At 72.3% G+C, this 23,550-nt stretch carries 22 protein-coding genes; 2 read left to right on the forward strand and 20 right to left on the reverse strand.

Translation table 11 applies throughout. The features are described from left to right. Positions 1 to 6: 6 nt before the first annotated feature. Genes rpe through DEJ33_RS03145 form a run of 3 tightly spaced genes read right to left on the reverse strand, consistent with a single transcriptional unit; the run spans position 7 to position 3,274 of the window. On the reverse strand, positions 7 to 672 hold the full coding sequence (gene rpe, locus DEJ33_RS03135; protein WP_111077222.1) for a ribulose-phosphate 3-epimerase: 666 nt from the start codon (positions 670 to 672) through the stop codon (positions 7 to 9). 50 nt (positions 673 to 722) lie between these two features. Beyond that, complete coding sequence (locus DEJ33_RS03140; RefSeq protein WP_111077223.1) at positions 723 to 2,324, reverse strand: RsmB/NOP family class I SAM-dependent RNA methyltransferase; 1,602 nt, start codon at positions 2,322 to 2,324, stop codon at positions 723 to 725. Beyond that, the gene (locus DEJ33_RS03145) at positions 2,321 to 3,274 is read right to left on the reverse strand and encodes a methionyl-tRNA formyltransferase (RefSeq protein WP_111077224.1); all 954 of its coding nucleotides are present in this window, start codon (positions 3,272 to 3,274) and stop codon (positions 2,321 to 2,323) included. Before DEJ33_RS03145 ends, DEJ33_RS03140 begins: the two co-directional genes overlap by 4 nt. A gap of 117 nt (positions 3,275 to 3,391) precedes the next feature. On the opposite strand from DEJ33_RS03145, the gene DEJ33_RS03150 reads away from it, so the two are divergent. Both DEJ33_RS03150 and DEJ33_RS03155 read left to right on the forward strand, forming a co-directional pair. After that, positions 3,392 to 3,721, forward strand: coding sequence for a hypothetical protein (locus tag DEJ33_RS03150; RefSeq protein WP_110902194.1), 330 nt, complete (start codon positions 3,392 to 3,394; stop codon positions 3,719 to 3,721). 109 nt (positions 3,722 to 3,830) lie between these two features. Beyond that, positions 3,831 to 4,307: a DUF4383 domain-containing protein gene (locus DEJ33_RS03155; RefSeq protein WP_111077225.1), complete on the forward strand. Its 477-nt coding sequence runs from the start codon at positions 3,831 to 3,833 to the stop codon at positions 4,305 to 4,307. Between the two features lie 125 nt (positions 4,308 to 4,432). On the opposite strand, the gene DEJ33_RS03160 is transcribed toward DEJ33_RS03155, so the two are convergent. The 17 genes from DEJ33_RS03160 to aroC all read right to left on the reverse strand — a co-directional run bounded on the left by DEJ33_RS03160 (position 4,433) and on the right by aroC (position 23,545). After that, the gene (locus DEJ33_RS03160) at positions 4,433 to 6,463 is read right to left on the reverse strand and encodes a primosomal protein N' (RefSeq protein ID WP_111194256.1); all 2,031 of its coding nucleotides are present in this window, start codon (positions 6,461 to 6,463) and stop codon (positions 4,433 to 4,435) included. Positions 6,464 to 6,470: 7 nt separating this feature from the next. Next, a complete protein-coding gene (gene metK, locus DEJ33_RS03165; protein WP_111194257.1) occupies positions 6,471 to 7,679 on the reverse strand; it encodes a methionine adenosyltransferase in 1,209 nt (402 codons plus the stop codon). A 5-nt stretch (positions 7,680 to 7,684) separates the two neighbouring features. Further along, entirely contained in the window at positions 7,685 to 7,948 is a 264-nt protein-coding gene (gene rpoZ, locus DEJ33_RS03170; protein ID WP_110902190.1) for a DNA-directed RNA polymerase subunit omega, read from the reverse strand. Between the two features lie 29 nt (positions 7,949 to 7,977). Next, positions 7,978 to 8,886, reverse strand: coding sequence for a guanylate kinase (gene gmk / locus DEJ33_RS03175; protein ID WP_111194297.1), 909 nt, complete (start codon positions 8,884 to 8,886; stop codon positions 7,978 to 7,980). Positions 8,887 to 8,939: 53 nt separating this feature from the next. Next, on the reverse strand, positions 8,940 to 9,824 hold the full coding sequence (pyrF, locus tag DEJ33_RS03180; protein WP_258378074.1) for an orotidine-5'-phosphate decarboxylase: 885 nt from the start codon (positions 9,822 to 9,824) through the stop codon (positions 8,940 to 8,942). After that, positions 9,821 to 13,099, reverse strand: a complete 3,279-nt coding sequence (gene carB, locus DEJ33_RS03185; RefSeq protein WP_111194258.1) for a carbamoyl-phosphate synthase large subunit — start codon at positions 13,097 to 13,099, stop codon at positions 9,821 to 9,823. The genes pyrF and carB overlap by 4 nt, the downstream gene beginning before the upstream one ends. Next, positions 13,099 to 14,298 (reverse strand): glutamine-hydrolyzing carbamoyl-phosphate synthase small subunit, encoded by a 1,200-nt coding sequence (carA, locus tag DEJ33_RS03190; protein WP_111194259.1) that lies wholly within the window; start codon positions 14,296 to 14,298, stop codon positions 13,099 to 13,101. Before carA ends, carB begins: the two co-directional genes overlap by 1 nt. After that, the gene (locus DEJ33_RS03195; protein ID WP_111043756.1) at positions 14,295 to 14,840 is read right to left on the reverse strand and encodes a hypothetical protein; all 546 of its coding nucleotides are present in this window, start codon (positions 14,838 to 14,840) and stop codon (positions 14,295 to 14,297) included. Before DEJ33_RS03195 ends, carA begins: the two co-directional genes overlap by 4 nt. Further along, the gene (locus DEJ33_RS03200; RefSeq protein WP_111194260.1) at positions 14,837 to 16,192 is read right to left on the reverse strand and encodes a dihydroorotase; all 1,356 of its coding nucleotides are present in this window, start codon (positions 16,190 to 16,192) and stop codon (positions 14,837 to 14,839) included. The genes DEJ33_RS03195 and DEJ33_RS03200 overlap by 4 nt, the downstream gene beginning before the upstream one ends. Then, positions 16,189 to 17,148: an aspartate carbamoyltransferase catalytic subunit gene (locus DEJ33_RS03205; RefSeq protein ID WP_111194261.1), complete on the reverse strand. Its 960-nt coding sequence runs from the start codon at positions 17,146 to 17,148 to the stop codon at positions 16,189 to 16,191. The genes DEJ33_RS03200 and DEJ33_RS03205 overlap by 4 nt, the downstream gene beginning before the upstream one ends. Then, complete coding sequence (pyrR, locus tag DEJ33_RS03210; protein WP_111043759.1) at positions 17,145 to 17,729, reverse strand: bifunctional pyr operon transcriptional regulator/uracil phosphoribosyltransferase PyrR; 585 nt, start codon at positions 17,727 to 17,729, stop codon at positions 17,145 to 17,147. The genes DEJ33_RS03205 and pyrR overlap by 4 nt, the downstream gene beginning before the upstream one ends. Before the next feature lie 75 nt (positions 17,730 to 17,804). Then, complete coding sequence (gene nusB, locus DEJ33_RS03215) at positions 17,805 to 18,257, reverse strand: transcription antitermination factor NusB (protein ID WP_111043760.1); 453 nt, start codon at positions 18,255 to 18,257, stop codon at positions 17,805 to 17,807. An 11-nt stretch (positions 18,258 to 18,268) separates the two neighbouring features. Then, entirely contained in the window at positions 18,269 to 18,829 is a 561-nt protein-coding gene (gene efp / locus DEJ33_RS03220; RefSeq protein ID WP_110902182.1) for an elongation factor P, read from the reverse strand. 70 nt (positions 18,830 to 18,899) lie between these two features. Beyond that, entirely contained in the window at positions 18,900 to 20,591 is a 1,692-nt protein-coding gene (locus tag DEJ33_RS03225; RefSeq protein ID WP_111194262.1) for an AarF/ABC1/UbiB kinase family protein, read from the reverse strand. A 46-nt stretch (positions 20,592 to 20,637) separates the two neighbouring features. Further along, a complete protein-coding gene (aroB, locus tag DEJ33_RS03230) occupies positions 20,638 to 21,735 on the reverse strand; it encodes a 3-dehydroquinate synthase (protein ID WP_375342137.1) in 1,098 nt (365 codons plus the stop codon). Then, positions 21,732 to 22,253, reverse strand: a complete 522-nt coding sequence (locus tag DEJ33_RS03235; protein ID WP_111194300.1) for a shikimate kinase — start codon at positions 22,251 to 22,253, stop codon at positions 21,732 to 21,734. Before DEJ33_RS03235 ends, aroB begins: the two co-directional genes overlap by 4 nt. Positions 22,254 to 22,324: 71 nt before the next feature. After that, positions 22,325 to 23,545, reverse strand: coding sequence for a chorismate synthase (gene aroC, locus DEJ33_RS03240; RefSeq protein ID WP_111194263.1), 1,221 nt, complete (start codon positions 23,543 to 23,545; stop codon positions 22,325 to 22,327). Between the last annotated feature and the right edge of the window lie 5 nt (positions 23,546 to 23,550).

Genomic DNA, 23,550 nt, shown 5'->3' on the forward strand with positions numbered 1-23,550 from the left:
CCCAGGCTACCGGTCTGCGAGCGCACGCTGTGCCGCCGCCCGGAGATCGGTGATGCGGGCGGCCGGCTCGCCGCCGTAGACCGCGGAGCCGGCGACCAGCGTGTCCGCGCCGCTCCGGACCGCCTCCGGCACGGTGTCGACCGCGATGCCACCGTCGACCTCCAGCCAGACGTCGAGCCCCGACGCGTCGACCGCGGCGCGTGCGTCGGCGAGCTTCGGCATCACCGAGGTCATGAACGCCTGGCCACCGAACCCGGGCTCGACGGTCATCAGCAGGATCATGTCGTAGGCGTCGAGGTGGTGCAACACCCGGGTGATCGGGGTGCCGGGCTTCACGGCGACCGCGGCGCGGGCCCCGTTCGACCTGATGGCGGCAGCGGTGGCGACGGGGTCGGTCGCGGCCTCGAAGTGGAAGGTGACGCTGGACGCGCCGGTCTCGGCGTACTTCGGCGCCTCGGTGTCGGCGTCGGTGATCATGAGGTGCACGTCGAGGGGCACGGGCGAGACCTGCTGCAGGCGCTGAACGATCGGCAGACCGAGGGTCAGGTTCGGCACGAAGTGGTTGTCCATCACGTCGACGTGCACCATGTCGGCGGTCTCGATGCGCTGCAGCTCGCGCTCGAGGTTCGCGAAGTCGGCGGACAGGATGCTCGGCGAGATGCGGATCGTCACCCGTCGAGCCTACCGGCCCGGACCCGGCCGGCCACCGAACCGACAGCCCGTCAGGCGGTCCGGCGGAACAGTGCGATGAACATCGCGTCGGTCCCGATCCGGTGCGGCCAGAGCTGCACGGTCCGGCCGGCCGCGACCTGCGGGTCACGCGCGGCGACCGAGCGGACCACCGATGCGGTGTCGAGCTGCTCGAGCAGGTCCCCGTGCCGACGCATCAGGGCGTCGACCTGGCCGCGGGTCTCGGCCAGGTGCGGCGAGCACGTCACGTACGCCAGGGTGCCGCCCGGTGCGAGCACGCGGACCGCGGCCTCGAGCAGTTCCTCCTGCAGGACGGCCAGTTCGGCGACGTCCTCCGGCTGCTTGCGCCAGCGGGCCTCCGGACGGCGACGCAGCGCGCCGAGGCCGGTGCACGGGGCGTCGAGCAGGACGCGGTCGTACGTGACACCGGAGCCGTCGTGCCCGTAGCGGCGACCGTCACCCTCGACCACGGTGACGGTGTCACGGAAGTCGCGGAGGGCCTCCCGGACGAGTCCCACCCGGGCCGGGACGAGTTCGTTGGCGACGAGGGTCGCGCCGGCCTGTGCGGCCTCGGCGGCCAGGAGCGCGGCCTTGCCTCCGGGGCCCGCGCAGAGGTCGAGCCAGCGTTCGCCGGCCCGCACCTCGGACGAACGGGACAGCGCGAGGGCCGCGAGTTGCGATCCCTCGTCCTGGACGCGGAGCCGGCCGGCGGCGACGCCGGGGACGCGCGCCGGGTCACCGGTGACGCCGCGGATCCCGACGGGCGAGACCGGCAGGTCGGGAGCGGTCGGGGCGGGCTCGGGCGCCGCGTCGGCCTGGTCGGCCTCGGCCACCTCGGCGGCGTCGGCGTCGTCTTCCGGACCGACGGGAGGCACCTCCCCCGTCTCGTCGTCGTCCGCCGCCACGCGGGCGGTCGCCTGCTCGACGTCCTCCGCCGACGCGACACCGGGCAACGCCGCGAGCTGGACCCGCGGTGCCTCGTTGTCCGCGGCGAGGAGCGCGACGAGTTCGTCACGAGACCGTTCCGCGGCCAGGGCGTCCCGGAGTGCCGACACGACCCACACCGGGTGCGACCAGCGCGTCGCGAGGAGTGCGTCCCCGCCGAGGCCCGCCGTCACCAGGGCGTCCCACTCCTCCGGGGTCTTGCCGGCGACCTTCCGCATCACGGCGTTGACGAAGCCTGTGGCGCGGGCGACGCCGACCTCGCGGGCGAGCTCGACCGTCGCGGAGACCGCCGCGTGGGTCGGGGTCCGCATGCCGAGCAGCTGGTGCACACCGAGGCGCATGACGTCGAGCACGTCGGCTTCGATGAGGTCCGCCCGACGTCCGGACGCCACCGCGACCACCACGTCGTAGCGGCCGATCATCCGGATCGTGCCGTAGGTGAGTTCGGTGGCGAAACCGGCGTCCCGGGCGCTGAGCCCGGCTCGTCGGATGCGCGTCGGCAGGAGCAGGTTCGCGTACGCGTCGTCGACCTGGACGGCACGGAGGACGTCGAAGGCGACCCGCCGGGCGCTCACCTGCCGGGGCTCCCGGGGTCGGCCGCCGGGGCGCCCGCCGGTCCGCCCGACACCGTTGCCGCCGCTGCGGCCGCCACGCTGCGATCCGCGTGACCGCGCCTGTTCCGCGCTCATGCGAGCACCTTCCCGTCGAGCGGTCCGAGCCCTCGGGCCCAGGCCGCAGCGTCCATCGCCTTCTTGCCGGCCGGCTGCACCTCGGTCAGCACGAGCGGTTCGTCCGCCGTCCCGACCAGCAGGGCACCGTCGACGAGTCGGAGCGCACCCGGCGCGAGGTGCGGGGCGGAGTCCTCCGGGCCTCCCGGCCGACCGTCGGGTGCACCGTACCGGCGGGCCCGCAGCAGCTTCACCCGGGTCTCGCCGAGGTGTGCGAACGCACCGGGCTCCGGGGTGACGCCGCGGAGCCTGGCGTGCACCGCGGCGGCCGGGGCGGCGAAGTCGGTCCGGCCGTCGTCGAGCGTGAGCTTCGGGGCCGACGACGGAGCGCCGACCTGCTCGGTGGCGACGGCGGTGCCGGCGGCGATGGCGTCGACGACCCGCACGACGACGTCGGCACCGGTCACCGCCATCGCGCCGAGGACCTCGCCGGAGGTGGCCTCCGGGTCGATCGTGAACGGCTCGGCCGCGAAGACCGGGCCCGCGTCCAGGGCCTCGACCAGCTGGAACACCGTCGCGGCCGTGGTCGTCGCACCGGCCATCACGGCACGCTGCACGGGGGCGGCACCGCGGTACGCCGGCAGGTCGGAGAAGTGCAGGTTGACCCAGCCGAGCCGCGGGGCGTCGAGGGCCGGGCGGCGGAGCAGCGCCCCGTACGCGACGATCACACCGAGGTCGACGTCGAGCGCCGCGATCCGGGCCGTCACCTCGTCGTCCACGCGGGAGGCCTCGATCACCGGCAGTCCGAGCTCCGCCGCGGCCTGCGCGACCGGCGTGGGCGTCAGCACGCGCTTCCGGCCCTGCGGTGTCGGCGGGCGGGTCAGCACCGCCGCGATCTCGTGGTCGGACGCCGCCAGAGCACGGAGGGTGGGGACCGCGGCAGCGGGACTGCCGGCGACGACGAGACGCATCGGACCAGTCTCCCACGAGCCGCGGCCGCGTCCGGGCGGCCGCCCTCCACGCGGGGCCTGGGGATGCGCTGAGGCACGTCTGCCTACGGTCGCTGGCATCTCGACGGAAGGAGCACCATGACCACCGACGCACTGCCGCTGCCGGACTTCGACCACCTGCCGCTCGGCAACCTCGCCGAGCACGTCCGCCCGCTCGACCGCGACCAACTGCAGACCCTGCTCGAGCACGAGCGGGCCCACGGGAACCGGCTGCCGGTCGTGGAGGTGCTGACCTCCCGGATCGCCGCACTCGAGGCCGGGGCCGAACCGACCGGCTCGGTGCCCGAGCACCTCCCCGAAGTCCAGCAGGGCACCGGCGGCTCCCCGGCCGTCACCCCGGCCACGTCGGGTCCGGTCATCAACCCGCCGTCACACGGGGACCCGACCAACCCGGCCCAGCCACGCTGATCCGTGGACCCGGCTCGCCGGCCTCGTGCCGGACGAGCTGTGCCCTCGCCTCCGGACAGCGCGGAGACGGACGGGTACCTTCACAGGCGATTCCCTGAAAGGAACGAACATGTCAGACCGACTCTCCACCCCCGCCCCCACCAGCTTCGCCGAGACGCCCGTCCAGAAGGGCGCTCTCGTCGTCGGCATCGTCTTCCTGCTCGTCGGCCTCGCGGGCTTCATCCCCGGCCTCACCACCGGTGACCTCGGTGGTGCCGGCAACGACTCGATGGGCATGCTGCTCGGCATCTTCCAGGTGTCGGTCCTGCACAACATCGTCCACCTGCTCTTCGGCATCGTCGGCGTCCTCGCGGCCCGACGCGCCAGTGGTTCCCGGCTCTACCTGGTCATCGGCGGCGTCGTCTACTTCGTGCTCTGGATCTACGGCCTGTTCACCGCGAACAGCGACAGCGCCGCGAACTTCGTGCCGCTGAACTCGGCGGACAACTGGCTGCACCTGGTCCTCGCGATCGGCATGGTCGCCCTCGGCGTCGTGCTCTCGCGCGGCCGCCGTGCACCGGTCGGCGCGGAGCGGACCGCGCGCTGACCCGGATCGGTGGCCTCGGCCGGTGACGCCGGCCGGTGACCTCGGTCGATGCGATGACGGGAGGCCCGTGGCGGGATCGCCACGGGCCTCCCGTCATGTCCGGGCTCGGCTCTGCAGCGACCGGGTCAGACCTCTGAGAACGGCTCGGCGTCGTCCATCCGGACGCGGAGGGCCGGAGCCGCACGACGCTTCGCCCCGCCCTTGACCACCCGGCGCGTCGACGACCGGCGGATCACCTCGGCCTTGAGGGTCGCCGCCACCTCTGTCCCGTGGCCGTAGGGGAAGCGCACGATCGCGCGGACCGTCCCCGGCGTCGGGTCGTCAACGGGGACCGGTCCGAGGACCGGGCCCACCGGCGCGTCGCCGAGCGCCTCGATCGCGCCGGTCACCGCCTCGTCCGTCCCGGTCAGGGTGGCGACCCGCACCGCCGGCGGGAAGAACAGCTCACGACGGTCGGTGAGTTCGTCGTGGGCGGGCACGTCGAGCCGCCAGAGTGCCATCGCGTTCGCGAGCTTGCCGCCGATGCCGACGAGGTACACCGGCGCTCCGGGAGCGCCCTTCGCCGCGGCGTTCGCCCAGATCCGGAGGACGTCCTCCTGGACCCGCAGTCCCTCGCGCGCCAGCATCCGTTCGCCGTCCAGGAGCAGCACGCAGGCGTAACCGCCGGCGACGTCCGGTTCGGCGCCGCGGGTCGCGACGACGACCGCGGGACGGGCCGGTACCTCGTCGATCGGGCGCGATCCGTCGGCCACCACGATCCGGGTGTTCGGGAAGGCGCGTCCGAGTTCGTCGGCGGTGCGCTGGGCACCCTGGCCGACGGGTTTGAGCTTCCCGTTGCCACAGGTCGGGCAGCGGTACCCGGCCGCCAGCGCGCCACAGAAGCGACACTGCGGGGTGGACCCGGCGTGCGGACTGCCGAGCGGACCACCGCACACCCGGCAGTGGGCGCGCTCCCCGCACTCGGTGCAGACCAGGCCGGTCCCGAAGCCGGGGTTCGACACCTGCACGAGCACGGGCCCGTCGTGACTGGCCTCGCGGGCGGCCCGCCAGGCACTGCTCGGGATGCGGGCCTGTGCGGCGTACCCGTCGGCATTGGTCTGGTGGGCGGTCGGGACGACCTTCGGCACACGGGCGCGGTGCGGACCGACCTCCTGCAGCCATCCGAGCTCGACGAGCCGCTGCACGTCGGTGCTCCGCGCGTGCGACACCATCAGGAGCGCGGCCCCGGACTGGGCGGTCCGGACCAGCGCGACGTCACGGGTGTGCACGTACGGTGCGCGCTGCTCGGCGAAGGACGGGTCGCCGTCGTCCCAGAGCGCGATGAGCCCGAGGTCCGACGCCGGTGCGTACACGGCGGCACGACTCCCGATCGCGACGACCGGGTGCGTCCGGGCGGTGAGGAGTGCCCGGGCGCGCTGCCCGTTCGTCTGCTTCGCGTCGAACCGCACCACCCGCTCGGCGGGCACGAGGACGAGCAGGGCGCGCTCGAGGTCCGTGACGTCGCGGAAGTCGGGCACGGCGATGACGGCCGACCGCTCCCCCGCCAGGGTGTGTGCGGCGGCCTGCGCCAGGGTCGCGGCCCAGCCGGGCACCCAGGCGGGAGCAGGCCCGTCGGTGTCGTCGGCCGGGATCGCTCGGGCCGGGGCGGCGAGCAGGACCGGGTGCGGGATCGCACCGACGGCCGCGCGTCCGCCGGCGTCGATCACCGCCTCGATGACCGCGTCGCCGTACCCGTCGACCGGGACTGCCGTCACGCGGGGCGGCACGTGGTCCGGGTCACGAGCGAGCCAGGCCTTCTCCGGCCGGACCTGCCGCGTCGGCACCGCGAGGCGCAGCACGTCGCTCGCGACCCCGGCTGCACGGTCGGCCACGGCGCGGGCCAACTCCCAGACCTCCGGCGCGAGCACCGGTACCGGGCTGACGAGCTCCTCGACGGCACTCAGCTCGCCCGGGAAGTCGTTCTCCGGCGACAGGGCGTCGTCGGCCACGACCTCCACCACGTAGGCGTCGGTCATCCGGGCGCCGGAGCGCAACGGCACCCGGACCCGGACCCCCGGCATGCAGTCGTCCTCGATCTCGGCCGGGACCCGGTAGTCGAACAGACGGTCGAGCTGCGGGAGCGGTGAGTCGAGGACGACACGCGCGACGGTGGCCACGAAGGCCTCAGGCGGTGGCGGAGACGAGTCCTGCCGCGGTGCGGAGCTCCTCGACACGGTCGAGCTGCTCCCAGGTGAAGCCCGGCAGTTCGCGACCGAAGTGCCCGTAGGTCGCGGTCTGCGCGTACTTCGGAGTCAGCAGGTCGAGGTCACGGATGATCGCGGCCGGTCGGAGGTCGAACACCTTCGTGATCGCGGCTTCGATCGTCGCGTCGTCGACGTGGCCGGTGCCGAAGGACTCGACGTACAGGCCGACGGGCTTGGCCCGACCGATCGCGTAGGCGACCTGGACCTCGAGGCGGTCGGCGAGACCCGCCGCGACGGCGTTCTTCGCGACCCAGCGCAGGGCGTAGGCGGCCGAGCGGTCGACCTTGGACGGGTCCTTGCCGCTGAACGCGCCGCCACCGTGCCGGGAGGCCCCGCCGTAGGTGTCGACGATGACCTTGCGCCCCGTGAGTCCGGCGTCACCCTGCGGGCCGCCGATCTCGAAGCGTCCGGTCGGGTTCACGATCACGTCGACGTGCGAGGAATCGAGCTCCACCAGGTCGAGCACCGGGCGGATGACGTGCTCGGTGATGTCCGCGGTCAGCTGCTCGAGCGAGACGCTCGGCGCGTGCTGGGTCGACAGGACCACGGTCTCGACGGTCTTCGGCGTGACGCCGTCGTACCCGACCGTGACCTGGGTCTTGCCGTCCGGGCGCAGGTACGTCAGCTCGCCGGACTTGCGGACCGCGGCGAGCTTCTCGGCCAGGCGGTGCGCGAGCCAGATGGCGACGGGCATGTACTCCGGCGTCTCGTTCGTCGCGAAGCCGAACATGATGCCCTGGTCACCGGCGCCCTGGCGGTCGAGCGGGTCGGTGCCGGCACCCGAGCGGGTGTCGAGGGACTCGTCGACACCCTGGGCGATGTCCGGGGACTGCGCGCCGATCGAGATCTCGACGCCGCAGGTGCGACCGTCGAAGCTCACGTCGGACGAGTTGTACCCGATGCCGGTGATGACGTCGCGGACGAGCTGCGGGATCTCGACGTAGCCAGAGGTCGTGACCTCTCCCGCGACGTGCACGAGCCCGGTCGTCACCATCGTCTCGACGGCGACCCGTGCGTTCGGGTCGACCGTGAGCAGGGCGTCCAGGATCGCGTCCGAGATCTGGTCGCAGATCTTGTCGGGGTGGCCTTCGGTCACCGATTCCGACGTGAACAGGCGGAGCGCACTCACCGGGATCAGGCGGAGGGCTGCTGCTGCTTGGTGACGGTCAGCTTGTCCTCGTTGATCTCGTGGAGCGCGACCGAGAGCGGCTTGTCGTCGATCGTCGAGTCGACGAGCGGGCCGACGTTGTCGAAGAGCGAGCCTTCGTGCAGGTCGGCGTAGTAGTCGTTGATCTGGCGAGCGCGCTTCGAAGCGAAGATCACGAGCGCGTACTTCGACTCGACCTTGCTGAGCAGGTCGTCGATGGGCGGGTCGATGATGCCCTGGGGGTTGGCCATGGGGTTGCTCCTCGTCGTCGGTGCACCGGTCAGGGCGCAGAGAACAAGTCTACGACCTCGCGTGCCGCCGTGCTGACATCGGAGTTCACGATCCGCACGTCGAACTCGTCCTGGGCCGCGAGCTCCACCTTCGCGGTCTCGAGTCGGCGGGTCTGCTCCTCGGGCGTCTCGGTGCCGCGGCCGATGAGCCGACGGACGAGTTCGTCCCACGTCGGCGGCAGCAGGAACACCAGGACGGCCTCGGGCATCGCGTCCCGCACCTGGCGGGCGCCCTGCAGGTCGATCTCGAGCATGACCTTCTCGCCGGCGTCGAGCGCGCGGTCGATCGGCGGCCGCGGGGTGCCGTACCGGTAGGAGTTGTGCACGGTCGCGTACTCGAGCAGCTCACGGTCGCGGATCATCCGGTCGAACTCGGCGTCGTCCACGAAGTAGTAGTGCACGCCGTCGACCTCGCCCGGACGGGGCTTCCGGGTCGTGGCGGAGACGCTGAGGTTCACCTCGGGGTACTGCTCACGGATGTACGCGCTGACCGTGCCCTTGCCGACCGCGGTGGGTCCGGCGAGCACGACGAGCTTCGACGCCGCGCGCTTGCGTCCGCGCTGGGCGAGCCAGTCCGCCAGTTCGGCCCGCTGCCGGCTGCCGAGTCCCCCGAGGCGCTTCGACGGAGCGATCCGCAGCGCACCCATCACGGCCTCCGCCCGGGCCGGTCCGACACCGGGCAGGCTCGTGAGCAGGTCACGGACGCGGAGCGAGCGTTCGGCCGCGGTTGCCGCGACGACGGACTCGTCGTCGGACCAGGCGGAGCGGGCGACCTCGAGCGGCGACCGTTCGCCGGTGGCGATGGACGACTTGACCGCGGCGCGGGCACGTCGTGCGGCGACCGCGGCCTTCGCGGCCGCGACCCGGTCGACCTCCGGCGGGTTGCGGTGCGCCGGCAGGGCCGAGCGGTCGGGAGCGGTGTCGTCGGACCGGACGTCCGACTGCTCGTCGCTCACGCCGCCGTCCCCAGCGCGCGTGCGATCCGGTCGGCACGGTCGGCCACGAGTGCGGCGACACCGTCCGGCCCGTCGCCGAGCAGCCCGCGGGACTCGCTCACGAGGACCTGCTCCGCCCGGCTGCCGTACAGCGCCTGGAGGTCCTCGATCCGGGCCCCCTGCGCACCGAAGCCGGGTGCGAGGACCGGGGCGGTGCCGATCTCGTCGGCCGTGATGCCGAAGTCGTCGAGGTCGAGGGTCGCGCCGAGGACCAGCCCGACGTCCCCCAGGGGCTGGTCGGCGCTCGTCCGGTTGTCGTCTGCCACGTCCACGACGATACCGGCCGCCACGGTCCGGCCGGCACGCGGGCCCTCGGCGAGCACCGCTGTCTGCAGCACACGCGCCTCCGGGTTGCTCGTCGCGGCGAGGACGAACACGCCCGCCCCGTTCTCGCGGGCGACGGCGACGGTCCCGGACAGCGAGCCGTACCCGAGGTAGGGCGACACGGTCATCGCGTCCGCCGCGAACGGGCCGTCACGGTCCAGCCACGCCAGGGCGTAGTCGTCGCCGGTCGAACCGATGTCACCGCGTTTGACGTCCGCGACGACCAGGAGGCCCGCATCACGCGCGCGACGGATCGTCGCCTCGAGCGCTCGGTACCCGGGCACCCCCGCCGCCTCGAAGAACGCGACCTGCGGCTTCACGACCGCCGCTCGCCCCGCGGCGGCGTCAACCAGGGTCGCGCCGAAGGCGGTGAGTCCGGCCTCGTCGCGGCCGAGCCCCCACGCCGCCAGGGTGGCGGCGTGGGGGTCGATCCCGACGCAGAGTGCGGACCGCGACCCGATGGCGGCCGCGAGCCGGACGCCGAACGGGGTCGGGCCTCCGTGCAGACCTGGGGTCACCAGCCCGCCCGCTCGAGCGCGTAGTCCTGCAGGCTCCGGACACTGTGCGGCGTCCCGATCGTCTCGATCGCCGCGACCGCTGCGCCGAGCTGCGAGATCGTCGTGAACAGCGGCTTGTCCGCCGCCACGGTGGCCGCACGGATCTCGTACCCGTCCGCGCGACCGGCGGCACCGCTCGGGGTGTTGATGACGATGTCGACCTCGTTGCGAGCGAGCAGGTCGACGACGCTCTCCTGCCCCTGGCTGTACTTGCCGACGGTGCCGACCAGGATGCCGTTGCGGCGGAGCACCTCGGCGGTGCCCTCGGTCGCGATGATCGTGAAGCCCAGCTGCTGCAGGCGGTGCACCGGCAGGACGATGGCGCGCTTGTCGGTGTCCGCGACGCTCACGAACACGGTGCCGCTGGTGGGCAGACCACCGTAGGCGGCCTCCTGGCTCTTGAGGAACGCCCGCGGGAAGTCGCGGTCGATGCCCATGACCTCTCCGGTGGAGCGCATCTCGGGGCTGAGCACCGAGTCGACGACCTGACCCTCGCGGGTGCGGAAGCGACGGAAGGGCAGCACGGCCTCCTTCACGGCGATCGGGGCCTCCATCGGGACGAAGGCGCCGTCGCGTGCCGGCAGCAGGCCCTCGGCGACCAGGCCGTCGACACTCGTGCCGGTCATGATGCGTGCCGCTGCCTTGGCCAGTGCGATGCCGAGCGCCTTCGAGACGAACGGGACCGTGCGGCTGGCGCGGGGGTTCGCCTCGAGGACGTAGAGCACCCCGGCGGCGATGGCGAACTGCACGTTGAGGAGTCCGCGGACGCCGACCCCGCGCGCGATCTTCTCGGTCGCGTCCACGACGGCCTGGATCTCGGCGCGGCCGAGGCCGACCGGGGGCAGGGTGCAGGACGAGTCGCCGGAGTGGATGCCCGCTTCTTCGATGTGCTCCATGATGCCGCCGACGTACAGCCGCTCGCCGTCGTACAGCGCGTCGATGTCGATCTCCACCGCGTCGTCGAGGAACCGGTCCACGAGCAGCGGCAGGTCCGGGCCGATGATCGCCTGGTCGGCCATCCGGTCGAAGTAGTCGGCGAGGGTGGCGGAGTCGTAGACGATCTCCATGCCGCGGCCGCCGAGCACGAAGGACGGACGGACGAGCACCGGGTAGCCGATGCCCTCGGCGACCGCGGTGGCGCTGGCCAGGTCGTGGGCGGTGCCGTTCTTCGGCGCGAGCAGGCCCGCTTCGTCGAGGATGCGCGAGAACGCCCCACGCTCCTCCGCCAGGTCGATCGCCTCCGGTGTGGTGCCGAGGATCGGGATCCCCGCGGCCTCGAGGGGCTTCGCCAGCCCCAGTGCGGTCTGGCCGCCGAGCTGCACGACGACGCCCACCACCTGGCCGGACGCCTGCTCGGCCTCGATGACCTCGAGCACGTCCTCCACCGTGAGCGGCTCGAAGTAGAGCCGGTCCGAGGTGTCGTAGTCGGTCGAGACCGTCTCCGGGTTGCAGTTGATCATGATCGTCTCGAACCCGGCGTCGCTCAGCGCGAAGGACGCGTGCACGCAGGAGTAGTCGAACTCGACGCCCTGGCCGATGCGGTTCGGGCCGGAGCCCAGGATGACGACCTTCTTGCGGTCGCTCGGGGCGACCTCGGTCTCGGTGTCGTAGGACGAGTAGTGGTACGGCGTCAGGGCGGGGAACTCGCCGGCACAGGTGTCGACCGTCTTGAACACCGGGCGGATGCCGAGCGCGTGGCGCTGGTCACGCGCCTCCTGCTCGGAGACCCCGCGGAGCGCCGCGATCTGCGCGTCGCTGAAGCCGTGCTCCTTGGCCCACCGGACGGTGTCCGCGTCCAGGGTCTCGGCGGCACGGACCTCGTCCGCGACCTCGTTGATGAGCACGATCTGGTCGATGAACCACGGGTCGATCTTCGTGGCCTCGAAGACCTCGGCCGCCGTGGCGCCGGCGACGAGGGCCTGCTGCACCGTGACGATGCGGCCGTCGGTCGGGACCGAGGACTTCTCGAGCAGGGCGGCCTTGTCGAGCTGGTCGGCGGGCACGTCCCAGTGGAAGCTCGACCCGCGCTTCTCGAGCGAGCGGAGCGACTTCTGCAGCGCGGTGGCGTAGTTGCGGCCGATCGCCATCGCCTCGCCGACGCTCTTCATCGTGGTGGTGAGCGTGGCGTCGGCGGCCGGGAACTTCTCGAACGCGAAGCGCGGGGTCTTCACGACGACGTAGTCGAGCGTCGGCTCGAAGCTCGCCGGGGTGACGCGGGTGATGTCGTTCTGGATCTCGTCCAGGCGGTACCCGATGGCGAGCTTCGCGGCGATCTTGGCGATCGGGAAGCCCGTCGCCTTCGACGCGAGCGCCGAGGAGCGGGAGACGCGCGGGTTCATCTCGATGACGATCAGACGGCCGTTCGCCGGGTCGACCGCGAACTGGATGTTGCACCCGCCGGTGTCGACCCCGACACGGCGGATGATGTCGATGCCGATGTTCCGCATGTTCTGGTACTCGCGGTCGGTCAGCGTCAGCGCCGGGGCGACGGTGATCGAGTCGCCGGTGTGCACGCCGACCGGGTCGACGTTCTCGATCGAGCAGACGACGACCGTGTTGTCGGCGTTGTCCCGCATCAACTCGAGCTCGTACTCCTTCCACCCGAGGATCGACTCCTCGAGCAGGACCTCGGTCGTCGGGCTGGACTGCAGACCGTCGCCGACGAAGCGCACGAGTTCCGACTCGTCGTAGGCGAAGCCGGAGCCGAGACCGCCCATCGTGAAGGACGGGCGGACCACGAGCGGGTAGCCGAGGTCCTTCGCGAACTCCTTCGCCTCCTCCAGGGTGTGCGCGATGTGGCTGCGCGCGACGTCGGCGCCGGACTCGAGGACGAGCTCCTTGAAGAGCTGCCGGTCCTCACCGCGCTGGATGGCGTCGACCTTCGCGCCGATGAGCTCGACGCCGTACTTCTCGAGGATGCCGGCTTCGTCGAGGGAGATCGCCGCGTTCAGCGCGGTCTGCCCGCCGAGAGTCGGCAGGACGGCGTCCGGCTGCTCGATGCGGATGATCTCCTCGAGCGAGGCGTTCGTGATCGGCTCGATGTAGGTCGCGTCGGCGAAGTCCGGGTCGGTCATGATCGTCGCCGGGTTCGGGTTCACCAGGATGACGCGGACGCCCTCCGCGCGGAGGACGCGGCAGGCCTGCGTGCCGGAGTAGTCGAACTCGGCGGCCTGCCCGATCACGATCGGGCCGGAGCCGATGACCAGGACGGAGCTGATGTCGGTGCGCTTGGGCATCAGTTGCCCTCCTTCGTGATGTCGGCGGCAGGCGTGGTGGCGTCGGCGGTGGCCGCGTCGAGCGGCGCTCCCTGCCGTCGGGCGAGCACCATGTCCCGGAAGCGGTCGAAGAGGTACATGCTGTCGTGCGGTCCGGCGGCGGCCTCGGGGTGGTACTGCACGCTGAACGCGGGGATGTCGAGCGCCCGGAGGCCCTCCACGACGTTGTCGTTCAGTGAGTAGTGCGAGACCTCGACACGACCGAAGCCGACCGGGGACTCGAGGACCTGACCGACGGGCGCGTCGACCGCGAAGCCGTGGTTCTGGCTCGTGATCTCGACCTTGCCGGTCGTGGTGTCGAGCACCGGCTGGTTGATGCCGCGGTGCCCGAACGGCAGCTTGTACGTGCCGAAGCCCAGGGCGCGGCCGAGCAGCTGGTTGCCGAAGCAGATCCCGAAGAACGGCCGGCCGTCACGGAGGCTCTCCTGCAGCAGGGACACCTGCGCGTCGGACGCCGACGGGTCGCCGGGGCCGTTCGAGTAGAAGAGCGCGTCGGGGTCGAGCTCGCGGAGCCGCTCGACCGTGACGTCCTGCGGCAGCACGTGCACCTCGAAGCCGCGCTCGGACAGGTAGCGGGTCGTCGACGACTTCACACCGAGGTCGAGGACGGCCAGCTTGCCGATCCGCTCGCCGACCGGCTCGACGACGTACTCCTCGGCCGTGGAGACCTCGGCGGAGAGGTTCTTCCCCGCCATGCCGGCCTGCTCGTTGACGATCCGGAGCTGCTCGTCGGCGTCGAGCGTGGCGTCCGCCCCGCTGAACACGCCGCCCTTCATGGCGCCCGCGTCGCGGATGCGACGGGTGAGGGCGCGGGTGTCGATCCCGGAGATCCCGACGATGCCGTCGCGCACCAGGTGGTCGTCGAGCGACGCGTCCGCGCGGTGGTTCGACACCACGCGGCTCGGGTCGCGCACGACGTACCCGGCGACCCAGATGCGCCGGGACTCGGGGTCCTCGTCGTTGACCCCGGTGTTGCCGATGTGCGGCGCGGTCTGCACCACGATCTGCCCGGCGTAGGAGGGGTCGGTGAGCGTCTCCTGGTAGCCGGTCATGCCGGTCGCGAAGACCACCTCGCCGAGCGTGCGCCCACGGGCGCCGTAGGCCCAGCCGTCGTACCGGGTGCCGTCTTCGAGGACCAGTACGGCCCGTTCGCGTGTCATGAGTTCGTCCCTTCGCCCGCGGTGTGCGGGGAGTCGTTCGTCGTCGCCAGTCCCTGCAGGGCGGTGAGCGCTTCCGCGTCGCCCTCCGGGAACCGGAAGTAGGTGTCGAGGTCCGTCGCTGCTGCGGCGCCGGTCGCCGTCCATCGCAGTCGGACCAGTCCCCCGGGCTCGACCACTCGGTCGATCGCCCACGTGGCCCGGTCGGCGCCGCGCACGGCGCTCCGGGCGATCCACCGGTCGTCCACGCCGGCGTGGTGCAGCACGACACCGGTCGCGTGCACGGTCACGCCGCCGCGACCGCGGAAACCGAGTCCGCCGGCGGTGATCCGTTCGAGCGGTTGGTCGGCTCGGGTCGTCGCGACGGTGAACCCGTCCCACGACCCGGCCGCCGGACCACGGTCGGCCGGTACCGGGACGGGAGGCACGGCCTCCGCCTGCCGTCGACTGCGGGTCCGCCAGGTGCGCGCCATCGCGACGAACAGCGCGGCCACCGCGAGCAGGATGACCCCGCCGAGCAGCCAGCGCGCCGTGTCACCGCTCATGCCGTCGCCACCCGTGCCGCTGCAGCCCGGCCCGCGACGGTGTCGGCGTCGACGAGCTGCCCGTCGAGCACCGTCGGCTCGCCGTGGTGGAAGGTCGCGACGACCCGGCCGGGCAGCCGCATCCCGAGGTACGGCGAGTTCTGCGACTGCCCGTGCAGGTCTGCCACGGAGAACTCGCGGCCCGCCGCGGGGTCGTAGAGCGTGATCTCGGCTGGCGCACCTGCGGCGATCGCGTGGCCGTGACCCGCGACCTGACCGATCCGGGCCGGCGCGCTCGACAGCACCCGGGCGACGTCGGCCCAGTCCAGTCGGCCGTCCTCGACCACGGCGGCGTGCACCACGCTCAGCGCGGACTCGAGCCCGACCATGCCGTTCGCGGCGGCGGGCCACTCGCAGTGCTTGGCCTCGGCTGGGTGCGGGGCGTGGTCGGTCGCGACGATGTCGATCGTGCCGTCGGCCAGGGCGGCGCGGAGTGCCTCGACGTCCTCGCGCCGACGGAGCGGCGGGTTCACCTTGTAGCGGGCGTCGTAGCCCGGGGCGCCGTCGTGCCCGGCGATCAGGTCCTCGGTGAGCAGCAGGTGGTGCGGTGTGACCTCGGCCGTGACGTCGATGCCGCGGGACTTGGCCCAGCGGATCACCTCGACGCTGCCGGCGGTCGAGACGTGGCAGACGTGCAGCCGTGCTCCGACGTGGTCGGCGAGCAGGACGTCCCGCGCGATGATCGACTCCTCCGCCACGGCCGGCCAGCCCGCCAGACCGAGTTCGGACGACAGTCGGCCTTCGTTCATCTGCGCGCCGACCGTCAGACGGGGCTCCTGCGCGTGCTGTGCGAGCACGCCGCCGAAGCCCTTGATGTACTCGAGCGCCCGGCGCATCAGCAGCGGGTCGGCGACGCACGAGCCGTCGTCCGAGAACACCCGGACCTTCGCGCGTGAGGTCGCCATGGCGCCGATCTCGGACAGGTGCGTGCCCTGCAGCCCCTGCGAGACGGCACCGATCGGACGGACCGTGACGTACCCGGCGTCGTCCCCGAGCGCCTGCACCTGCTCGACGACCCCGGCGGTGTCGGCGACCGGCGAGGAGTTCGCCATCGCGTTCACGGCCGTGAAACCGCCGGCGGCCGCGGCCCGCGAGCCGGAGAGGACGGTCTCGGACTCCTCGTGCCCGGGCTCCCGGAGGTGGGTGTGCAGGTCGACCAGGCCCGGCAGGGCGAGCAGCCCGTCGGCGTCGACCACCGTCGCACCAGCCGCGTCGTGACCGGACCCGACCGCGGCGACGAGCCGTCCCTCCAGGCGGATGTCGGCACGCGAGCCGTCGACCAGCTGCGCGCCACGGATGAGGTGTGCGGTCATGCGACGGTCTCCTTCTGGTGGTCACCGGTGAGGGCGAGGTAGAGCACGGCCATCCGGACCGAGACGCCGTTCGCGACCTGTTCCACGACGGTCGAGCGAGCGTCGTCCGCGGCGACCCCGGCGATCTCGAGGCCCCGGTTCATCGGTCCGGGGTGCATCACGAGCGTCCGCTCGGGCAGCCGGGCGAACCGCGCGGCGGTCAGCCCGAAGTGCCGCGTGTACTCACGCGGGTTCGGGAAGAAGGCGTCGTCCATCCGCTCCTGCTGGATCCGGAGGGTCATCACGACGTCCGGGTCCTCGGCCAGTGCGGCGTCGAGGTCGTGGTGCACCGCGGCCCCGAACGGACGGTCGACCGCGGGCAGCAGCGTCGGCGGGGCGGCGAAGGTGACGTGCGCGCCGAGGGTCCGGAGCAGCCAGGCGTTGCTCCGCGCGACCCGGCTGTGCAGGACGTCGCCCACGATGAGCACGCGGACGCCGTCGAGTCCCTGCCCGCGGCTCGCCGTGCCGTGCAGCCGACGGCGCATCGTGAACGCGTCGAGGAGCGCCTGCGTGGGGTGCTCGTGCGTGCCGTCACCCGCGTTGACGACGGGCACGTCGATCCAGTCCGCCTCGGCGAGCACGCGCGGCGCGCCGGACGCTCCGTGGCGGATGACGATGCCGTCGATGCCCATCGCGTCGAGGGTCTGCACGGTGTCCTTGAGCGACTCGCCCTTCGACACGCTCGACCCCTTGGCGGCGAAGTTGATGACGTCCGCGGACAACCGCTTGGCGGCGGCCTCGAACGAGATGCGGGTGCGGGTCGAGTCCTCGAAGAACAGGTTCACGACCGTCCGACCGCGGAGCGCCGGGAGCTTCCGGACCTCGCGCGTGTTGACCTCGGCCATCTCCTCGGCGACGTCGAGGATCCCGATCGCCTCGTCGCGTGACAGGTCGGCGGTGGAGAGCAGGTGCCTCACGACGCACCACCCTGTTCGGGACCGCCCTGTTCGATGACGACGTCGTCGACACCGTCCGTCTCGGTCAGGTGCAGCGTGACCCGTTCGTCGCCCGCCGTCGGCAGGTTCTTGCCGACGTGGTCGGCGCGGATCGGCAGTTCGCGGTGGCCGCGGTCGACGAGGACCGCGAGGCGGACGGCGCGCGGACGGCCGATGCCCTGCAGGGCGTCGAGGGCCGCGCGGACCGTCCGGCCGGAGTACAGCACGTCGTCGACCAGGACGACGACCTTGCCGTCGACGCCGCCGGCCGGGATCACCGTCGGGTGTGGCGCTCGACCGATGCCCCGGCGCAGGTCGTCCCGGTACATCGTGACGTCGAGTGCGCCGACCCGCTCACTGCCGATCCCCGCCGCGGCTGACTCCCACCCGGGCTCGATGTCGGCGAGGATGCGACCGAGGCGCTCGGCGAGGACGGCCCCACGCGTCGGGATGCCGAGCAGCACGAGTTCCGAGCCACCGTGGTTGGCCTCGAGGATCTCGTGCGCGATGCGTGTCAGAGCACGCGTGATGTCGGGTTGCTGCAGGACCGTTCTGGTACCCACGCCGACCTCCTTCCCCGCCTCTCTGGACGGCTCCCGTCTCTCTGGACGGCTTCAAGGATGCTGACGGCTTCGAGCCTAGCGGGACTCCTGGTCCTCCGCGACAGTCCGACCGGACGGTCCGCGGCCGCCCGCGACGGCGCCGAGGACACCGTTCACGAAGCCGGCCGAGTCGTCCGTGGAGAGCGACTGCGCGAGCTCGACGGCTTCGGCGATCGCGACCGCGTCGGGGACCTCCGGGTTGAACCGGAGCTCCCAGACCCCCATGCGCAGGATGCAGCGGTCGAGCACGGGCATACGCGCGATCGACCAGCCCTGCGCGTGGTCGGCGATCACGCCGTCGATCTCGTACCGGGCCTCGTCGATGCCCGTGACGATCTGCCGCGCGTAGTCCCAGCTGGAGGCACGCTCCGGCTGGTCGAGGTGGCGGACCGTCTCGGTCGCCAGGACGTCCGCGATCGGCAGCTCGCGCACCTCGGCCACGTAGAGCATGTCGAGGGCGCGCTTCCGCGCCTTGGAACGAGCACTCATCCGGTCAGCGCCTAGTCGTTGACGCGGCCGAGGTAGTTGCCGTCACGCGTGTCGACCTTGACCTTCGTGCCGCTCTCGAGGAACAGCGGGACCTGGATCTGGTAGCCCGTGACGATCGTCGCCGGCTTGGTGCCGCCGGAGGAGCGGTCACCCTGCAGGCCCGGCTCGGTCTCGATCGTGGTGACGATCGAGGTCGGGAGCTCGACGTAGAGCGGGTTGCCCTCGTTCATCGCGATGGTGACCTGCGCGGACTCGAGCAGGAAGTTGCGCGCGTCACCGACGACGGCCGCCGGGACGTTGACCTGGTCGTAGGTGTCCTGGTCCATGAAGACGTACGAGTCGCCGTCCTCGTAGAGGTACTGGAAGTCGCGACGGTCCACCACCGCGGTCTCGATCTTCGCGCCCGCGTTGAAGGTGCGGTCGACGACCTTGCCGGAGACGACCTGCTTGAGCTTGGTGCGCACGAAGGCGCCGCCCTTGCCCGGCTTCACGTGCTGGAACTCGACGACCGACCAGAGCTGCCCGTCGATGATGAGAACGGCGCCGTTCTTGATGTCAGTGGTACTCGCCATTGGTCTTCCGTTCGATGGTGTTGTGAAGGAGTCCGGGCTCGTGGAGCCCCGGACGAGTGTAGCGGACGGGCTACTGCCGTCGGCGCGCGAGCCAGGCGTCGATCGCTGCCCAGGCGAGCAGGACGACGCAGGTGCCGCCGAGCAGGGCGCCGGCCACGAGCGTGCTGATCACCGCGGTCGGTCGCGCGGGCGTCGCCAGGTACACCACGGCCAGGAGGCCCGACCCGGCTCCCAGGAGCACGAGCAGCACCCGACGGATCATGCCCGACACCGTCTGCCGGTCCCGTCGATCGCTGAGCAGGCGGATCTTCACCGACAGACGGCCGGCCTCGACCGCCTCGGTGATCTTGTCGATGCGTCGTGGGAGCCGACGTGCCGAGGTGACGAGGCCGAACAGTTCGCGCACCAGCACGTTCCGGATCGCGGCCGGACGGAGCTGGTCGCGGATCTGCTCCGCAGCCAGGCCGCGCGACTCCTCGAGCAGGTCGAACGACGGGGTCAGCGTGCGGAGCGTGCCCTCGAAGATCGCCAGGGCTCGGGCCGCCGCCACGAAGTCCGCCGGCGCACGGAGGCGGTACCGCCCAAACACCGCGACGGCGTCGTCGACCGTCTCGACCCCGATCCGTGCGCCCGGACCGAGCTCCTCCGCGACGAAACGGGCCATGTCCCGACGGAAGTCGGACTCGTCCTCGGCGTTGCGGACCGGGGCCATCCGGAGCACCGCGTCGGCGATGCGCGAGGTGTCGTCCTGCAGGTAGGCGGCGAGGAGTTCCTGGACCGTGTCCCGGAGACTCGGGTCGAGCCTCCCGACCGAGCCGAAGTCGATGAGGGCGGGCCGACCGTCGGGCAGCACCAGGACGTTCCCCGGGTGCAGGTCCGCGTGGTAGACCCCGTCGAAGACGACCTGGCGCAGGAACGACCGCAGGATCGCCCGCATCGGCTCGTCGAGGTCACGGTCCGAGCGCTCGGCCCGGATGGCGCTGAGCGTGTCCCCCTCGAGGAACTCCATCACGAGCACGCGACGGCTGGACAGGTCGCGGTACGGCTCCGGGAACCGGACCTCGTCGGGTCGGGCGCTGCGGGCCTGGGCGGCGCGGAGGGACTCGAGGTTGCGGAGTTCGGCCGAGAAGTCCACCTGGCGGATCAGGTCCGCACCGTACTGCTCGGCGACCTGCACCACCCCGAGCTGTCTTGCCTGGGCGGAGGTCCGGGTGAGGAACCGCACGACGCGGAGCGCGATGTCGACGTCCCGCCGGACGGCTGCGTCGATGCCGGGGCGCTGGACCTTCACGGCCACCGCGGTGCCGTCGGTGAGCCGGGCGCGGTGCACCTGCGCGATCGAGGCCGCGGCGACCGGTTCCGGGTCGAACGACGCGAACACCTCGGACACCGGCGCGCCGAGCTCGGCCTCGAGCAACGTCGCGACCTCGACCGGGTCCGCGGGACGGACGCCCCGCTGCAGGTGCGCGAGACCCTCGGTCCACTCCTCGGGCAGCAGGTCGTCGCGCGTGGACAGGAGTTGGCCCATCTTCACGAAACCGCCGCCCGCTTCCTCCAGTGCCCGGCGCAGGTGGTCCGCCTGGTCACGGCGCAGGTCAGCGGTGGCCGGGTCCCGGGAGAAGTCCAACCGACGGAACGGCAGCAGCGCGTGTCGTCGGGCGATCCCGAGCACCTCGGTGAAGCGGCGGCCGCGGCTGCGGAGACCCGAGGGCTCCTGGCGCTGCTGGGTGGAGAAGTCGCTGAGGCGGGGCGGATTCGGCACGCCGTCAGTCTGCTCCGCGGGCCTGGGGCCGACCGGGGTACAGCCCTCAGGCACCCACCTCCTGGTAGGCGGTGAAGAGGAGGTGGTCCTCGGGACCCTCGAGCGTCACCGGCTTGCCGACAGCATCGAGGATGATGAACCGGAGCATGCCGGCGCGGGCCTTCTTGTCGCGGCGCATCGTCGCCAGGAGGCTCTGCCACCGGCCGAGCGGGTAGGTCGTCGGGAGCGACAGCGAATCCAGGATCGAGCGGTGCCGGTCGACCGTGGCGTCGTCCAGGTGCCCGGTGAGGCGTGCCAGCTCGGCGGCGAACACCATGCCGACCGCCACCGCCGCACCGTGTCGCCACTGGTACCGCTCGGCGTGCTCGATGGCGTGGCCGAGGGTGTGCCCGTAGTTGAGCACCTCGCGGCGGCCCTGCTCGGTGAAGTCCTCGGACACGACCTGGGCCTTCAGCTCGATCGCGAGTTCGACCACGCGGCGGAACTCCGGCTTCGTCGGGTCGGTCACGCGGTCGACGTCCGCCTCGATCACGTCGAGGATCTCCGGCACGGCGATGAACCCGGCCTTCACGATCTCGGCGAAGCCCGCCAGGATCTCGTTCCGTGGCAGGGTGCGGAGCAGGTCCAGGTCACCGACCACGGCGCGCGGGGCGGCGAAGGCCCCGACCAGGTTCTTGCCCTCGTTCGTGTTGATGCCGGTCTTGCCACCGACGCTCGCGTCGACCAGCCCGAGGACCGTCGTCGGCATCGGCAGGTACGGCACACCGCGCAGCCAGGTCGCGGCGACGAAGCCGGCGAGGTCGGTGACGGCACCGCCGCCGAGGCCGATCACGGCGTCGGTGCGGGTGAAGTCCGACTGCCCCATGACCTGCCAGCAGAATGAGGCGACCTCGATCCGCTTCGCGGCCTCGGCGTCGGGCACCTCGGCGATGAGGGCCTCGAGCCCCGCGCCGACGAGCAGCTGACGGAGGTCCTCGGCGCGGGCACCCAGGGTCGGGGCGTGCACGATGAGGACCTTCGCCACTCGCGGACCGAGCAGGGCGGGGACCGACGCGAGCAGGCCGTTGCCGACCGCGACGACGTAGCCGTCCTGGCCGCCGACGCGGATCTCGGTGGTGCCCTCGGGCAGGGTCGACTCGGTCACGGTGCTCCTTCGTCGGAGGTGGGGGGAGGTGGAGTGCGGGTGCCGGCGGGTGCGCTGTCGCGGACCCAGGTGACGACGTCGTCGGCGACCCGGGACATGGGTCGGCGCGAGGTGTCGAACACCACGTGGGCGAGCGCGGCGTACGTCGCCGCCCGCTCGTCCAGGATCGTCTGCCAGGCGTCGATGCCACCCGAGGCGATGAGTGGGCGGTCGCTGCCGACGATCCGTGCGGCGACCGCCTCGGCCGTGACGGTGAGGAGCACGACGTGCGCGCCCGCCATCGCGGCGCGGGTCTCCGGGTGCATCACCGCTCCCCCGCCGACCGAGACGACGCCGCCGATCTGCACGGCGCGACGGACCGCCGCGGCCTCGAGTTCCCGGAAGGCCGGCTCGCCGCGCTCGGCGAAGAGCTGCGGGATCGGACCGTGTTCGCGTGCGATCACCCGGTCGGTGTCGGTGAACGGCACGCCCAGGGCCTTCGCGACCCGACGCCCGACGCTCGACTTGCCGGCACCCATCGGCCCGATCACGACGACGGGCGGGACCGCGGCCCCGGCCTGGACTGCCCCGGGCGGGACGTCGGCCCCGGTCACCAGGCGGCGGTCTGCGCGGACGACTCGGTGCGACGCGTCCGGAGCGTGTCCGGGATCGCGGCGAGGTAGCCCTCGAGGTTGCGCTTGGTCTCGGCGACGCTGTCGCCACCGAACTTCTCGAGCACGGCGTCGGCGAGCACGAGTGCCACCATCGCCTCTGCCACGACCCCGGATGCCGGCACCGCGCAGACGTCCGAGCGCTGGTGGTGTGCGGCCGCGTCCTCGCCGGTGGCGACGTCGATGGTCTGCAGGGCGTGCGGCACGGTGGCGATCGGCTTCATCGCGGCACGGACGCGGAGCACGGTGCCCGTGGACATGCCGCCCTCGGTCCCGCCGGCGCGGTCGGTCCTCCGGACGATCTCGCCGTCCTCACGCTGGAGTTCGTCGTGGGCGGCTGAGCCACGTCGGGCCGCGGTCGCGAAGCCGTCCCCGACCTCGACGCCCTTGATCGCCTGGATCCCCATGATCGCCGCCGCCAGTCGGGCGTCGAGACGACGGTCCCACTGCACGTGCGAGCCGAGCCCCGGTGGGACGCCGTAGAACAGGACCTCGACGACGCCGCCCAGGGTGTCGCCGTCCTTCTTGGCCGCCTCGACCTCGGTCACCATGCGCTCGGAGGTCGCGGGGTCGAAGCAGCGCAGCTGGTCGTCGTCGAGGCGGTCGACGTCCTCGGGCACGGGCAGTGCGGCGTCGTCCGGCACCCGGACGGTCCCGACCTGCAGGGTGTGCGCCACCGAGGTCATGCCGAGTTCGGCGAGGAAGGACTTCGCGACGGCGCCGAGGGCGACCCGCGCGGCGGTCTCACGGGCGGACGCGCGCTCGAGGATCGGCCGGGCCTCGTCGAAGCCGTACTTCTGCATGCCGACGAGGTCGGCGTGCCCGGGCCGCGGGCGGGTCAACGGCGCACCTCGGCCACGCGACGCGTCGGTCTGCTCGACGGGCTCGGGGTTCATCACCTCGACCCACTTCGGCCATTCGGTGTTGCCGATGCGGATCGCGATGGGGCTGCCCATCGAGAGGCCGTGTCGGACGCCGCCGGACAGGTGGAGCTCGTCCTGCTCGAACTTCATGCGCGAGCCACGCCCGTAGCCGAGCTTGCGGCGCGCGAGGTCGGCGCGGATGGACTCGTACGACACCGGGACGCCGGCCGGGAGGCCTTCCATCATGGCGATCAGTTCGGGTCCGTGGGACTCACCAGCGGTCAACCAACGAAGCATGACGA

The sequence above is a fragment of the Curtobacterium sp. MCPF17_047 genome (genome assembly GCF_003234045.1).
Taxonomy (GTDB): Bacteria; Actinomycetota; Actinomycetes; order Actinomycetales; family Microbacteriaceae; genus Curtobacterium.

Excerpts from the sequence above, each read along its gene's own strand:
- DEJ33_RS03140 (WP_111077223.1), bottom strand. The coding sequence starts at position 2,324 with ATGAGCGCGGAACAGGCGCGGTCACGCGGATCGCAGCGTGGCGGCCGC.
- DEJ33_RS03200 (WP_111194260.1), bottom strand. The coding sequence starts at position 16,192 with ATGACCGCACACCTCATCCGTGGCGCGCAGCTGGTCGACGGCTCGCGT.
- rpoZ (WP_110902190.1), bottom strand. The coding sequence starts at position 7,948 with ATGGCCAACCCCCAGGGCATCATCGACCCGCCCATCGACGACCTGCTC.
- DEJ33_RS03235 (WP_111194300.1), bottom strand. The coding sequence starts at position 22,253 with ATGGGTGCCGGCAAGTCGAGCGTCGGGCGTCGGGTCGCGAAGGCCCTG.
- aroC (WP_111194263.1), bottom strand. The coding sequence starts at position 23,545 with ATGCTTCGTTGGTTGACCGCTGGTGAGTCCCACGGACCCGAACTGATC.
- DEJ33_RS03195 (WP_111043756.1), bottom strand. The coding sequence starts at position 14,840 with ATGAGCGGTGACACGGCGCGCTGGCTGCTCGGCGGGGTCATCCTGCTC.
- DEJ33_RS03150 (WP_110902194.1), top strand. The coding sequence starts at position 3,392 with ATGACCACCGACGCACTGCCGCTGCCGGACTTCGACCACCTGCCGCTC.
- carB (WP_111194258.1), bottom strand. The coding sequence starts at position 13,099 with ATGCCCAAGCGCACCGACATCAGCTCCGTCCTGGTCATCGGCTCCGGC.
- nusB (WP_111043760.1), bottom strand. The coding sequence starts at position 18,257 with ATGAGTGCTCGTTCCAAGGCGCGGAAGCGCGCCCTCGACATGCTCTAC.
- DEJ33_RS03155 (WP_111077225.1), top strand. The coding sequence starts at position 3,831 with ATGTCAGACCGACTCTCCACCCCCGCCCCCACCAGCTTCGCCGAGACG.
- carA (WP_111194259.1), bottom strand. The coding sequence starts at position 14,298 with ATGACACGCGAACGGGCCGTACTGGTCCTCGAAGACGGCACCCGGTAC.
- DEJ33_RS03145 (WP_111077224.1), bottom strand. The coding sequence starts at position 3,274 with ATGCGTCTCGTCGTCGCCGGCAGTCCCGCTGCCGCGGTCCCCACCCTC.
- efp (WP_110902182.1), bottom strand. The coding sequence starts at position 18,829 with ATGGCGAGTACCACTGACATCAAGAACGGCGCCGTTCTCATCATCGAC.